Origin of the sequence: Bacillus cereus group sp. BceL062, assembly GCF_051780025.1 — a bacterium.
GTDB classification, from domain to species: Bacteria; Bacillota; Bacilli; order Bacillales; family Bacillaceae_G; genus Bacillus_A; species Bacillus_A toyonensis.
The window spans coordinates 46,151-59,435 of sequence record NZ_JBPWGY010000010.1; the positions used below are offsets into that span (position 1 = coordinate 46,151).

Sequence of the window (13,285 nt, forward strand, 5' to 3'; positions counted from 1 at the left end):
CTTTTACTAAAATTTTTGGGTAATAAAAAATGATATAGAAAAATATAGATGTTGAAGAGCTACATAACTTAAAGGTTATGTAGCTTTTTATATAAAAGAAAATTTATAATATTTAGAATTTATATCTTGGAATATGATAGGATAGATGTGTATTGAGATTATAAAATTTTATAATTGATGATAAGTGGGGGACTATATATATGGCGATACTTATAACGGGTGGAGCAGGATATATTGGTAGTCATACGTGTATAGAATTATTAAATAATAATTATAAAATTATAGTCGTAGATAATCTTTCAAATAGTTCAATAGAGTCTTTAAACCGAGTAAAAGAAATAACAGGGAAACAATTTAAATTTTATAATGAAAGTGTTTTAAATCGTGAAAAAATGAATGAGATTTTTTTGGAAAATAACATTGAAGCAGTTATTCATTTTGCTGGCTTCAAAGCAGTTGGGGAATCTACTACAATTCCGCTTACATATTATTATAATAATATTATAAGTACGATTATATTATGTGATGTAATGCAAAAACATAATGTGAAAAAATTTATTTTTAGTTCGTCTGCAACTGTATATGGAATTCCAAAAACATCACCAATTACGGAAGAATTTCCATTAAGCGTGACAAATCCATATGGGCAAACAAAGTTAATGATAGAGCAAATTATGCGTGATGTTGCAAAAGCTGATGGTGAATGGAGTATCGCGTTACTTCGTTATTTCAACCCATTTGGGGCGCATCAAAGTGGTCGTATTGGAGAAGATCCAAATGGGATTCCTAATAATTTAATGCCATATGTAACACAAGTAGCGGTAGGGAAGTTAAAGGAATTAAATATATTTGGAAATGACTATCCAACAAAAGACGGGACAGGTGTTCGTGATTATATTCACGTTGTTGACCTTGCAAAAGGACATGTAAAGGCACTTGAGAAAGTGCTTGAAACTACAGGAATAGATGCATATAACCTTGGTACAGGGAAAGGGTATAGTGTATTGGAGATGGTTAATGCTTTTGAGAAGGTTTCGGGCAAAAAAATACCTTATAAAATTATCGGGCGTCGTCCTGGGGACGTAGCGATATGTTTTGCTGATGTATCTAAAGCGAAGCGAGAATTAGGATGGGAAGCGGAATATGGATTAGAAGAAATGTGTTTAGATTCTTGGAGATGGCAGGTAAATAATAAAAATGGCTATCAAATGATTTAAGGAGGATACTTTATTTTTATTGTATTTATGTATAATAAAGGAACCAAAGGTCAGTAATAGTTTTCGTTGAGGAAAAGAAAATGAAAGAGAGTATTACTGACCATAGCACTTCAATAGGAATTTAATCTATTGAATGCTTTTATAAATTGGTGATTTGGAAAGAGAACTTAATGAATTCGAACAAGTTGTTTATGATATACGGTATTACCTTCTTGGCTTGCGTATGGCGGTATGCTTCGTCCAAAACAATTTGCGATAATATTGGAGTGGCTAGGATAAGAAATACGAATTTCATACAAGTCAACAGCGTCACCTAAATCAGCATAAAAAACTGCTAAGTTGTTCCCTTGTAAAATATATGGAAATACTACTTCCGCATTTTCACCAATTAGTACAGGTAATTTTACAGGATTAGAATAGTTAGACCAATCCCAAACCTCTATACTTACATAGTGTGCGTAAAATGCATCTAAATTTACAATGTTTACTACTGCTGAAACAGTTGCAGGCTCTCTTGTTAATACACCTGTGGAGTGAAAAACAGGTTGATTTGGATAATGAAGAGGCATAAATATCAAACCTTCCTTAAAATGATATGATTGTACTATATTTTATGCTAGGCATTAGTAGAATGAGATAGGGAAAATGTATCATTCTATTCATTTTTTATAGAAATTAAAAACGTATGATTGAAAAGTATTCCAACACTTGTATCCTTGTTAGAGTCCGTTTATAATCAAGGAATCCTATTGCATATTTTGATAGGTTTATTTATTATTGAAAGCGTTTTAAGTTTGCTCTTTTTTAAGGTAGGAAGTCTGACTTATTCAGATGAAAAATTATGTATGTGGTTTTAAATGGGAAGAAAAATAATATAGGTATCACTTTAAAGTGTGGGGAGGTTAAAAGTGTGAAAAGATAAGATTTTCACACGAATATATATGGGTTATGTAGGATTATTACTTTCAGGTGCAGCTTTATTTTTAAATAGTCTTGTTATATTAGGAAAAGCAGAGATGAAAAGCGCAGGTGTTTTTAATTTATTTGTGGGGGCATTACAAATTATCATTCCGTTCTATTTGATTATGATTTCTGATCAAAGTAATTGGACGGTATATTCATATGCAGCTACCTTTTTATTTGGATTAACCTATTTATATGTAGGTGTTACTTTTATAAAGGGAATGGATAGTAGTGGTCTAGGATGGTTCTGTATTTGGGTAGCGATTATTGCTTTATTCTATATGGTCGTTTCATTTGTTCAATTCAACGATGTTGTTAATGCGTTAACATGGTTTATGTGGGCATTACTTTGGTATTTATTCTTTGTATTAAATACACAAAAAAAGAATATCAATCAATATCTTGGAAGAATTGCTTTCGTACAATCATGGGTAACATTGACACTGCCTTCACTCTTTTATTTTATGGGAGTTTGGGGAGAGGGATTTGTATATGAACTATGGGTTTATGTATCAGTAATTTCTATTTTATATTTCTGTTATTGTATTTTTAAATATCGAGTACGTTAATGCGTCATATGTAGAAAAAACATGGAATCGTTAAACTGATTCCATGTTTTTTTATTTTAGCATTTATAATAAGGGAGGTAGTATTTTACAATTTATGAAAACGGGGATGATGAAGGTGAAAAAAGTATTGGTACTAGGGGGAACAAGATTTTTTGGTAAACATTTAGTAGAAGTACTGTTGCAAGCTGGACATGATGTAACGATTGCGACGAGGGGAGTTACTAAAGATTCCTTTGGAAGTGCAGTAAAAAGAATTATCGTAGATAGAGAAGACGAAAAAGAACTAGCAAAGCGTTTAGAAGGTAAAAGTTATGATATTGTATACGATAATTTATGCTATAGCTCAAATGCAGCGAAGAGAGCATGTGAAGTGTTAAAAGGAAAAACTAAGAAGTATATTATGACATCTTCAATGGCTGTCTATGAGCCTGCACTAGGTCTGTTAGAAGAGGACTTTAATCCATATGAGTATGCAATCACGTATGGAGATAGGAATGATTTTAATTATAGTGAAGGTAAGAGATTAGCTGAGGCAGTTGTATTTCAACATGCAGCATTCCCAGTTGTTGCAGTGCGTTTTCCAGTTGTTATTGGAGAAAATGATTATACGAAAAGATTACAATTTTACGTTGAACATGTTGTGAAACAAGAGCCTATCGTTGTGGATCATGTAGATGGAGATTTAGCATTTATACATGAGAAAGAAGCAGGAAAGTTTTTAGCTTGGTGTGGGATGGAAAACATAGAAGGGCCGATTAATGCTTGTAGCAACGGGGTAGTTTCTACCAGAGAAGTTATTCGTTTCATAGAAGAAAATACGGGGATAAAAGCTCTCATTCAAGAAGTAGGAGATAATAAAGCGCCTTATAATGAAGTAATTAATTGTACGTTACATAATGAAAAGGCTCGTGAATTGGGATTTCCATTCCGAGAGTTGAAACTAGAAATGAAAAATATTTTACGCCATTACATAAATACAATGAAGTAATCATAAATCCCCCGGTGGCAATCCGGGGGATTCTGGAGGATTTCGACAATACTGATTTTACATTACCAAATTTACCTTATACGCACGACTAATGTTTTTGTGATTGAATTGCTTGTAAATATTTCTCGTTTACCCGGTCCCAGTTCACTGTATGCCACCAGTTGGTAACAAACTCTGGGCGCCGATTTTGATACTTTAAATAATAGGCATGTTCCCATACATCAATGACGAGTAACGGGATCTTCCCTTCTTGCAAAGGTGTATCTTGATTCGGTGTACTCATAACAGAAAGTTCTTCACCGTCAAGAACAAGCCATCCATATCCACTTCCAAAACGACTAATGGCCGCTTTGGACAGTTGGTCTTTTAAGTTGTCAAAGGTATTGAAATAATAATCAATTCCTTTTGCAACGTCTCCATTAGGCTCGCCGCCACCTCGAGGGCTCATCACTTCCCAAAAAAGACTATGACAATAATGACCACCACCGTTATTTCTAACTGCTGTAATAATTTCCATTGGTAAATCATCCAAATTACATAGTAACTCTTCTAAAGATTTATTATGTAATTCAGTATAGTTTTCTAAAGCAGCATTTAAATTGTTTACATATGTCGCATGGTGCTTTCCGTGATGAATAGAAAGTGTATTGCTATCAATATATGGCTCTAATTCATCATAGTCATATGAAAGCTTTGGCAATTGAAATGAAGACATAATATTCCCTCCTTTCTAGTTTAAAGTTGGTCTAGGTAAAAATATTTTACCTGAGTCAAAAATACACTTATTTTTCATAGAAGTCAAGAGAGATTTCTATAATTTTCTGAAAATATTACAATAAAAGTAACACTTTCACTTTCGTTTGTGACTATTATCCTTTTTGCTTATACTGTAAATTAGTAGCGTTTGTTGAAATAGAAGGAGATTGTTTATGAGTAAAACGAAACAATTAATAGAGGAAGCGAGTAATTTTATTACTACTTGCTATAAAGAGCTTAATAAAGAGCAATTCATAGAAGAGCGTATAAAAGAAATTCACATGGAAATAGAGAGAACGGGAACGTATGAGCATACATTTGAAGAACTTGTTCATGGTTCGCGAATGGCATGGCGTAATAGTAATAGATGTATTGGAAGGCTATTCTGGAGTAAGATGCACATATTAGATGCACGTGAAGTGAATGATGAAGAAGGTGTATATAATGCGTTAATTCATCACATTAAATATGCAACGAACGACGGGAAAGTTAAACCGACAATTACAATTTTTAAGCAATATGAAAGTGAAGAAAATAATATACGAATTTATAATCATCAATTAATTCGATATGCAGGATATAAAACAGAAATGGGAGTAATCGGTGATTCTCATTCCGCTACATTTACGGATTTTTGTCAGGAACTTGGCTGGCAGGGAGAAGGTACGAATTTTGATGTATTACCGCTTGTATTTTCTGTTGATGGAAAAGAGCCTATATATAAAGAAATTCCAAAAGAAGAAGTAAAAGAAGTACCAATTGAGCATCCAGATTACCCAATCTCATCTTTAGAAGTGAAATGGTATGGAGTGCCGATGATTTCAGATATGCGTTTAGAGATTGGTGGTATTTCTTATACGGCAGCTCCGTTTAATGGATGGTATATGGGGACGGAAATTGGAGCTCGGAACTTAGCTGATCAGGATCGTTATAATTTACTTCCAGCAGTTGCAGAAATGATGAATTTAGATACATCAAGAAATAGCACGTTATGGAAAGACAAGGCATTAATTGAGTTGAACATTGCTGTATTATATTCATTTAAAAAACAAGGAATTAGTATTGTTGACCACCATACTGCTGCACAACAATTTCAGCAATTTGAGAAGCAAGAAGCTGCCTGTGGTCGCGTTGTAACAGGAAATTGGGTATGGTTAATACCGCCATTATCGCCAGCTGCCACTCATATTTATCATAAACCGTATCCGAATGATATTTTGAAGCCAAATTTCTTTCATAAATAATATTTAGTATAGGGGGATTTCCTGTAAAATATAAAATTTTTTTAATTACTGTTATGTAGCAAATGGAAGCCTTTACTCTCGGTTATTTTTGGCAGGAGCTTTTTGAACCAGGGAGTTCCTTATGTTATAATCAAATTTCTGTTTCAAAGACCTTATAGACATATAAGGTCTTTTGTTTTGCTTTTTTATGTAAGAGGAATAGAATGTTTCTTTTAAATAAGGGATTTAGCATATTTTTAGGGACAACATAAGTATGTGGAAAATTGATGGATTATTATATTTATATAATAATTGTGTTTTGGATTTAAACAAGAAAACATAATAAAGTTGTTTTTTTAGATTGCTGAGGAAGGAGGATGTGTAAATGAGGATGAAGAATCAAAAAACAGATTGGCCTGTATTTCTTATTAGTGGTGGTTCGCTTTTATTATTTGTAATCGCAGTTTTCTTAAATAAAGGTTATGTAGAGGGAGCTATTAATCGCAGTTTTGCATTTTCAATTAAGTACTTCGGGGCTTTTTGGCAGATTTTATTGTTAGGTACATTTATTGTTGCGATGTGTATGGCATTCTCGAAATATGGGAAGGTCAAACTAGGTAATTTAGAAAAACCTGAGATTAGTACGGCAAAGTGGCTTGCTATTATTATGTCTACACTACTTGCCGGAGGTGGCGTTTTTTGGGCAGCGGCAGAGCCAATGTACCATTTGATGACGGTGCCACCAATACATGAAGGTATATCTGCTGGAACGAAAGAAGCAGTCATGCCTGCTTTAGCACAAAGTTATATGCATTGGGGATTTTTAGCTTGGACGATTTTAGGTACAATTAGTGCGGTAGTTATGATGTATGGACATTATCATAAAGGTATGCCGTTAAAACCTCGTACGCTTTTATATCCTATTTTTGGAGAGAAATTGCGAAAGAGTTTGCTTGGAACGATGATTGATGCATTTGCAATTATTGCAGTAGCTGCAGGAACAATTGGTCCGATCGGATTTTTAGGCTTACAAGCAAGTTATGGCTTACAAGCATTATTCGGAATTTCCGACGTGTTTACTACTCAATTAGCAATTATTATTTGTGTGGTAGCTGTTTCTACTATATCTGCGGTAACGGGTATTGATAAAGGGATTCAAATAATAAGTGATTTAAATGTTAAACTAGCGATTTTATTGATGGTGTTTGTGTTATTCTTTGGACCAGGTGGATTTATTATTGATTCATTTGTTTCTTCGTTTGGGTTTTATATAAATGAGTTTATACCAATGAGCACATACCGCGGGGATACAGGTTGGTTAGGATCTTGGACAATCTTTTTCTGGGGATGGTTTATTGGATATGGACCAATGATGGCAATTTTAGTGAGTCGAATTTCAAGAGGAAGAACGATTCGCGAAATCATCGTTGCAATTGGAATTATTGCACCTATTATTACAACGTTCTGGTTCACTATATTGGGAGGATCGGGTGTATTTTATGAATTAATGAAGCCTGGATCTATCTCGAACGCTTTAAGTGAATCTGGTATGCCAGCAGCTATGATTGCAATTACAGAGCAACTGCCACTATCTAATATTATTGGACCGGCATTTCTTTTATTAACAATTTTATTTGTAGTAACAACAGGAGATTCAATGGCTTATTCCATTTCAATGGCAGTGACTGGAGATGGAGATCCTAGAATTAGCTTGCGAATTTTTTGGTCGCTTATTATGGGAGCAGTTGCAGCAATTCTTTTATATATGGGAGAAGGAAGCATTAATGCATTACAATCTTTCATTGTAGTGACAGCTGTTCCGGTATCAATTTTGTTATTCCCGATGCTGTGGCTGGCACCTAAAGTTGCAGGAGAATTAGCATTGAAGCAAGGCATTGTACAAAAAAAAGATAAAACTGCTTTCTTATTCCAGAAAGCTAGTAAATCAAAATAAATGATAAATAAACGCTGAAAAGAGGAAGCATTTTAAATGAGATGCTTCCTCTTTTTCGTTTAGTCTAATACTTTTCCCTTTGTTTCTGGCACACATAATAACATTGTAATTAATCCGATTGGATAGATGATGAAAATTAAGGATAATGCTCCAAGTAAATTTCCGCCTGTAGCGAGTAAACCGATAATAACAGGGCCAAATCCAGCTAAACCACGTCCTGTACCGAAAATAAAGTTTTCCGCTGTAGAGCGAGCTTCGGCGGGATAGTTTTCAGCTAAAATGGCTCCGAATCCGCCCATCATTCCATTTGCAAAGAATCCGAGCAATGCACTTCCCCATAATAATAATGTTGAATCTGTGAATAGAAAGAAGTAAATAAGACAGTATATAGTACCACCGATATAATAGATTGCAAAAGTTTTACGACGACCAATTTTATCAGCCAGAATACCAAAGGTTGCAATTCCAATGAGCATGCCAATCGTAGAGATGAACATCCAACCGCTCGCCTTTGCTAATGTATAGTTATATTTATTTGCTAAAATAGTTGGCATCCATGTGAAAATCCCATAATATCCGAAGTTCTGGATAAACGACATAATAATAAGACCAATTGTTGTTATTGTTACTTTTTTATTTGCAAATAACTTTTTAAGTGGGAATTTTTTTATTTGTTTTAGATGTTCTGCTTCAGTAGTTGTTAAAATACCATCAGCTTCTTTTTGTAACAATTCCTTTTTGTAGCGTTGTTTTTGCTCCCATATTTTCGGTTCACTTAAACTTTTACGTACATAAACAGCTAGTAAAGCTGGAATTAGTCCGAATAAGAAAACAGCTCTCCATCCAAAATGCGGGACAATAAATGCTGGAAGAAGTGAAGCTACTAAAACACCAAATTGCCATCCAAGTGCAACGACCGATGTTGCCTTAGCACGCATTTCTTTTGACCATGTTTCAGTTACGATGGCCATTCCAATTCCGAATTCACCACCAACTCCCATTCCAACTAAAAAGCGAAGAATTAATAATTGCCAGTAATCTGTTGCGAAATAAATGAGTGCTGTTGCTAGTGAAAATAGTAAGATGGTGAAGGCCATTGTACGGATACGACCAAATAAATCAGCGATAAACCCAAATAAATAAGAACCAATTAGCATACCAATTGTCGTAGCTAATGTTAAGTTTCCACCTTCAACAGGGCTTAAATGAAACTCTTTTAAAATATAGACGAGTACGAAAGATAAGAGCAGCATATCTAAACCTTCTGCGGCGTATCCTAGTGCAGAACCAAACAGTGTTTTATATCTTTTCTCTTTCGTCTCCTCTGTTGTTTGTACATCAGTGGTGATGTTCATTATTATTCCTCCTTATTTTTTTCTACAGTCGCTATGGAAGAATAACAAAAGGCCTTCTCACCTGATATGATGAGAAGGCCAAAAAAGCATACGTATCTCTAAAAAAGAACATACGTATATTGTATTCCGACTTCCTTCTCAACCTCACGGGGTTGGGTTAAAGGACTGTATGATATTACTTTATTTTTAGCACTCTTCTATTACATTGTCAAATAAAGAGGAGATTTCCATGTGTAAAATATTTCAAAAAGCATTTCATTCTTCTTGACGCCTACTTCGTTATTTTCCCATAATAAAACTAACTAAATAAAAAGGAATGAATCAAAGATGTTAAATTTAGTACTCATGATGATTGAACGCGTCGGACTTATCGTTATTTTAGGATTTTTACTCTCTCATATTAAAACGTTTAGGCGCCTTCTCCATAGGCAGGACGGATATGTAGATAAGCTTAAGCTTATTTGTATTTTTTCTGTGTTTACAATTGTAAGCAATTACACTGGTATTGAAATAGCAGGAAATACGATTATGAATGAAAATTGGCTACAAGGTGTTTCTTCATCAAGTACCATTGCGAATACACGTATTATGGGTGTGGGTATTAGTGGTTTACTTGGTGGACCAATCGTAGGAGTTGGGGTAGGAGTTATCGCTGGTATTCATCGTTATATGCTCGGTGGTACGACAGCGCTAAGTTGTGCAATTTCTTCTATTTTAGCAGGGATTATAACAGGGTATATCGGATACATTTTCAAAAAATATAACCGTACAATTACACCTAAGTTTTCAGCAATTTTAAGTGTTGTTATCGTTTCTTTAGAAATGATTATGATCCTATTAATTGTAAAGGATGGAATTAGTATTGTGAAAACAATTGCGATACCAATGATCCTTGTAAATAGTTTTGGAAGTTTTATTTTACTTTCTATGATACAAGCTATTTTGCGTCAGGAAGAGAACGCAAAGGCACTTCAGACCCATAAGGTATTACGTATTGCTGATAAAACGTTACCGTATTTTCGCCAAGGCTTAACAGAAGAATCGTGTAAGCATGTGGCACAAATTATTCACCGCTTTACAGGAACAGATGCGGTATCCTTAACAGATACAGAGAAAATATTAGCTCATGTTGGATTAGCATCAGATCACCATATTCCTTCACATAGTTTGATAACTGGTTTATCGAAAGAAGTGTTAAACACAGGGAAAATAATGAAAGCAAAATCACGTGAGGTTATTAATTGTCAACATGAAGGTTGTCCCTTGCAAGCGGCGATCGTTATTCCACTCACTTCACATGGAAATACGATAGGGACATTAAAACTGTATTTCAAAAATCCTAACCAGTTAAGTCGTGTGGAAGAGGAATTAGCAGAAGGGTTGGCAAAAATATTCTCTACACAACTTGAATTAGGTGAAGCTGAATTGCAAAGCAAATTATTGCAAGATGCGGAGATAAAAGCATTACAAGCACAAATTAACCCGCACTTTTTATTTAATGCGATTAATACAGTATCAGCTTTATGCCGAACCGATGTAGGAAAAGCAAGGAAGTTATTATTACAGCTTAGTGTGTATTTCCGCTGTAATTTGCAAGGGGCACGTCAGTTATTGATTCCACTAGAACAAGAATTAAACCATGTACAGGCATACTTATCACTAGAACAAGCAAGGTTCCCAAATAAGTATGGAGTAAAGCTGTATATTGAGGAAGAGCTAAAGACAACTCTAGTACCACCATTTGTTCTTCAATTATTGGTTGAAAATGCATTGCGGCACGCTTTTCCAAAGAAACAACCAGTATGCGAAGTAGAAGTGCATGTGTTTGAAAGAGAAGGTATGGTTCACTTTGAAGTGAAGGATAATGGGCAGGGAATTGAGATAGAACGTTTAGAACAATTAGGGAAAATGGTAGTTTCATCAAAGAAAGGGACTGGAACAGCTTTATATAATATTAATGAACGTCTAGTCGGTTTATTTGGGAAAGACACGATGCTTCATATTCAAAGTGAATTAAATAAGGGGACGGAGGTTACCTTTATAATTCCAAAAAAAGTAGGGGAGGAAGAACGGGTTGTTAAAAGTATTAGTAGTTGATGATGAGATGTTAGCACGTGATGAGCTAAAATATTTATTAGAAAGAACGAAAGAAGTTGAGATAATTGGTGAGGCTGATTGTGTGGAAGACGCATTAGAGGAACTAATGAACCATAAACCAGATATTGTATTTCTGGATATTCAATTATCCGATGATAATGGATTTGAAATCGCAAATATATTAAAAAAGATGAAAAATCCCCCTGCGATTGTATTTGCAACGGCCTATGATCAATACGCATTACAAGCATTTGAAGTAGATGCGTTAGATTATATTTTAAAACCATTCGATGAAGAACGCATTGTACAGACATTGAAGAAATATAAAAAGCAAAAACAAGCGAAAATAGAAACGAAGCAAGAAATAAAGGGGACAGATGTAACAGCAGAGATGCATAAATTAGCACTGCCAATTGAGGAGTCAATCGTACTTGTAAATATTGAAGATATTATATATGTAGGACTCGTAGATGGGAAAGTAACAGTAAAAACAATGAGAGAAACATATGTAACACACGATACACTTGTAATTTTGGAAAAGAAGTTACCACAAACAAGTTTTATGCGTGTTCATCGTAGTTTTATTGCAAATATTAATCATATTACAGAAGTGCAGCCGTGGTTCAATTCTACTTATAATTTAATTATGAAAGAAGGATCAAAAGTACCTGTTAGCCGTACATATGCAAAAGAACTTAAAAAGCTGCTTCGTATTTAAGAAGCAGCTTTTGTATTTCATCCTCTTATTTTTGTAACTGATTCTGTATATGTGACGCTCTGTTTTGTAAACGCTTACTGGAACGTGTGCATCTTATACAATAAAGGTACCAAATCGAAAGAGGTGGCCAAAATGAGTACGAAAAAAGTATATAGTTTTTTATCACAAGCATTCATATTCTCAGCTATTATGTTAATTTCTAATATTATTGCAACACATTTAGCAATTCCGATGCCTTCATCGGTAATCGGGTTAGTCATTTTATTTAGTCTATTATGCTTAAAAGTTATTAAATTAGAGCAGGTTGAATCACTCGGAACAGCTTTAACAGGTATTATCGGATTCCTTTTCGTCCCATCAGGTATTTCAGTTATTAATTCTCTTGGTGTAATGGGACAATATTTTGTACAAATACTAACTGTAATTGTTGTCGCAACAATTATTTTACTCGCTGTAACAGGGTTATTTGCACAATTTATTTTAGGAAAAGATGACAAAGAAACAAAAGATACAAAAGAATTGAAAGTAGTCAATAAAGGACGCAAGCACGGAAAAGTTGCGTAACCATTTTAGTATATATTGTTAGGGGGTAATGAACATGGCAAGTACAATGACTCCATATTTCGGAATCGTCGTTTCATTAATCGCATACGGAATCGGCACATTATTATTTAAGCACTCAAAAGGATTCTTCTTATTTACACCGTTATTCGTGGCAATGGTATTAGGGATTGTCTTTCTAAAGGTAGGTAATTTTACTTTTGAAGAATATAATACTGGCGGAAAAATGATTAGTTTCTTCTTAGAGCCAGCAACAATCGCATTTGCCATTCCATTATATAAACAAGTTGATAAGTTAAAAAAATATTGGTGGCAAATTTTATCGGCTATCGTGGTTGGATCTATTTGTTCAGTAATTGTCGTATTCATTGTAGCAAAGGCAATTGGTTTAGATACAGCAGTAATGAATTCAATGTTACCACAGGCAGCAACAACAGCAATTGCATTACCAATCTCTGAAAGTATTGGTGGTATTCCAGCCATAACATCGTTTGCAGTTATTTTTAACGCAGTTATCGTATACGCATTAGGAGCATTATTTTTAAAAACATTTAGAGTGAAACATCCAATTGCGAAAGGTCTAGCACTTGGAACAGCAGGTCATGCATTAGGTGTTGCGGTAGGAATTGAAATGGGTGAAGTAGAGGCAGCTATGGCAAGTATTGCTGTAACAGTAGTTGGGGTTGTAACAGTTGTCGTCATACCGATGTTCATGCCATTCGTTGGATAGTAAAACTTACTTAAAAAATGAGAAAAGCAAGCTATTTGTAGGACACATTCCTACTGATGGCTTGCTTTTTATGTTACAGTAGTGGTAAGACCTATTGTTAGCAAAATGCAAGTTTCCTTAAATCTTCATTAATACTGTGTAGAATACGTTTTGA

12 protein-coding genes are annotated in these 13,285 nt (G+C 34.5%); 9 read left to right on the plus strand and 3 right to left on the minus strand.

What is annotated here, in order from left to right; all coding sequences use genetic code 11:
• Positions 1 to 200: 200 nt before the first annotated feature.
• Positions 201 to 1,217, plus strand: coding sequence for a UDP-glucose 4-epimerase GalE (galE, locus tag ACS2MN_RS21760; RefSeq protein WP_000996154.1), 1,017 nt, complete (start codon positions 201 to 203; stop codon positions 1,215 to 1,217).
• 167 nt (positions 1,218 to 1,384) lie between these two features.
• Here the strand turns inward: galE and ACS2MN_RS21765 are convergent, their stop codons facing one another.
• Entirely contained in the window at positions 1,385 to 1,786 is a 402-nt protein-coding gene (locus ACS2MN_RS21765; RefSeq protein WP_001128273.1) for a hypothetical protein, read from the minus strand.
• 372 nt (positions 1,787 to 2,158) lie between these two features.
• Here ACS2MN_RS21765 and ACS2MN_RS21770 point away from each other — a divergent pair, with 372 nt between their 5' ends.
• Positions 2,159 to 2,749, plus strand: coding sequence for an AmiS/UreI family transporter (locus ACS2MN_RS21770; RefSeq protein ID WP_000542573.1), 591 nt, complete (start codon positions 2,159 to 2,161; stop codon positions 2,747 to 2,749).
• Between the two features lie 94 nt (positions 2,750 to 2,843).
• Entirely contained in the window at positions 2,844 to 3,737 is an 894-nt protein-coding gene (locus ACS2MN_RS21775; protein ID WP_000847856.1) for an NAD-dependent epimerase/dehydratase family protein, read from the plus strand.
• A gap of 88 nt (positions 3,738 to 3,825) precedes the next feature.
• Here the strand turns inward: ACS2MN_RS21775 and sodA are convergent, their stop codons facing one another.
• Complete coding sequence (gene sodA / locus ACS2MN_RS21780) at positions 3,826 to 4,452, minus strand: superoxide dismutase [Mn] (RefSeq protein WP_000094052.1); 627 nt, start codon at positions 4,450 to 4,452, stop codon at positions 3,826 to 3,828.
• A gap of 214 nt (positions 4,453 to 4,666) precedes the next feature.
• Between sodA and ACS2MN_RS21785 the strand changes: the two genes are divergently transcribed.
• Both ACS2MN_RS21785 and ACS2MN_RS21790 read left to right on the plus strand, forming a co-directional pair.
• The gene (locus ACS2MN_RS21785; RefSeq protein WP_000047638.1) at positions 4,667 to 5,737 is read left to right on the plus strand and encodes a nitric oxide synthase oxygenase; all 1,071 of its coding nucleotides are present in this window, start codon (positions 4,667 to 4,669) and stop codon (positions 5,735 to 5,737) included.
• 364 nt (positions 5,738 to 6,101) lie between these two features.
• The gene (locus tag ACS2MN_RS21790) at positions 6,102 to 7,670 is read left to right on the plus strand and encodes a BCCT family transporter (protein WP_098652878.1); all 1,569 of its coding nucleotides are present in this window, start codon (positions 6,102 to 6,104) and stop codon (positions 7,668 to 7,670) included.
• Between the two features lie 59 nt (positions 7,671 to 7,729).
• Here ACS2MN_RS21790 and ACS2MN_RS21795 read toward each other — a convergent pair whose 3' ends face one another.
• Positions 7,730 to 9,025 (minus strand): MFS transporter, encoded by a 1,296-nt coding sequence (locus ACS2MN_RS21795; protein WP_001028013.1) that lies wholly within the window; start codon positions 9,023 to 9,025, stop codon positions 7,730 to 7,732.
• Positions 9,026 to 9,352: 327 nt separating this feature from the next.
• Here ACS2MN_RS21795 and lytS point away from each other — a divergent pair, with 327 nt between their 5' ends.
• The 4 genes from lytS to lrgB all read left to right on the plus strand — a co-directional run bounded on the left by lytS (position 9,353) and on the right by lrgB (position 13,131).
• Complete coding sequence (gene lytS / locus ACS2MN_RS21800) at positions 9,353 to 11,122, plus strand: two-component system sensor histidine kinase LytS (protein WP_087950783.1); 1,770 nt, start codon at positions 9,353 to 9,355, stop codon at positions 11,120 to 11,122.
• Entirely contained in the window at positions 11,100 to 11,840 is a 741-nt protein-coding gene (locus tag ACS2MN_RS21805) for a LytR/AlgR family response regulator transcription factor (RefSeq protein WP_000921837.1), read from the plus strand. The genes lytS and ACS2MN_RS21805 overlap by 23 nt, the downstream gene beginning before the upstream one ends.
• A 132-nt stretch (positions 11,841 to 11,972) precedes the next feature.
• Positions 11,973 to 12,404: an antiholin-like murein hydrolase modulator LrgA gene (gene lrgA / locus ACS2MN_RS21810; protein ID WP_087950785.1), complete on the plus strand. Its 432-nt coding sequence runs from the start codon at positions 11,973 to 11,975 to the stop codon at positions 12,402 to 12,404.
• A gap of 34 nt (positions 12,405 to 12,438) precedes the next feature.
• On the plus strand, positions 12,439 to 13,131 hold the full coding sequence (gene lrgB / locus ACS2MN_RS21815) for an antiholin-like protein LrgB (RefSeq protein ID WP_000168870.1): 693 nt from the start codon (positions 12,439 to 12,441) through the stop codon (positions 13,129 to 13,131).
• Positions 13,132 to 13,285 lie beyond the last annotated feature (154 nt).

What these genes read in the sequence shown, in the direction of transcription:
- ACS2MN_RS21790 (WP_098652878.1), top strand. Translation starts at nt 6,102, where the DNA reads ATGAGGATGAAGAATCAAAAAACAGATTGGCCTGTATTTCTTATTAGT.
- ACS2MN_RS21770 (WP_000542573.1), top strand. Translation starts at nt 2,159, where the DNA reads ATGGGTTATGTAGGATTATTACTTTCAGGTGCAGCTTTATTTTTAAAT.
- ACS2MN_RS21765 (WP_001128273.1), bottom strand. Translation starts at nt 1,786, where the DNA reads ATGCCTCTTCATTATCCAAATCAACCTGTTTTTCACTCCACAGGTGTA.
- lytS (WP_087950783.1), top strand. Translation starts at nt 9,353, where the DNA reads ATGTTAAATTTAGTACTCATGATGATTGAACGCGTCGGACTTATCGTT.
- ACS2MN_RS21775 (WP_000847856.1), top strand. Translation starts at nt 2,844, where the DNA reads ATGAAAACGGGGATGATGAAGGTGAAAAAAGTATTGGTACTAGGGGGA.
- lrgA (WP_087950785.1), top strand. Translation starts at nt 11,973, where the DNA reads ATGAGTACGAAAAAAGTATATAGTTTTTTATCACAAGCATTCATATTC.
- lrgB (WP_000168870.1), top strand. Translation starts at nt 12,439, where the DNA reads ATGGCAAGTACAATGACTCCATATTTCGGAATCGTCGTTTCATTAATC.
- sodA (WP_000094052.1), bottom strand. Translation starts at nt 4,452, where the DNA reads ATGTCTTCATTTCAATTGCCAAAGCTTTCATATGACTATGATGAATTA.
- galE (WP_000996154.1), top strand. Translation starts at nt 201, where the DNA reads ATGGCGATACTTATAACGGGTGGAGCAGGATATATTGGTAGTCATACG.
- ACS2MN_RS21795 (WP_001028013.1), bottom strand. Translation starts at nt 9,025, where the DNA reads ATGAACATCACCACTGATGTACAAACAACAGAGGAGACGAAAGAGAAA.
- ACS2MN_RS21785 (WP_000047638.1), top strand. Translation starts at nt 4,667, where the DNA reads ATGAGTAAAACGAAACAATTAATAGAGGAAGCGAGTAATTTTATTACT.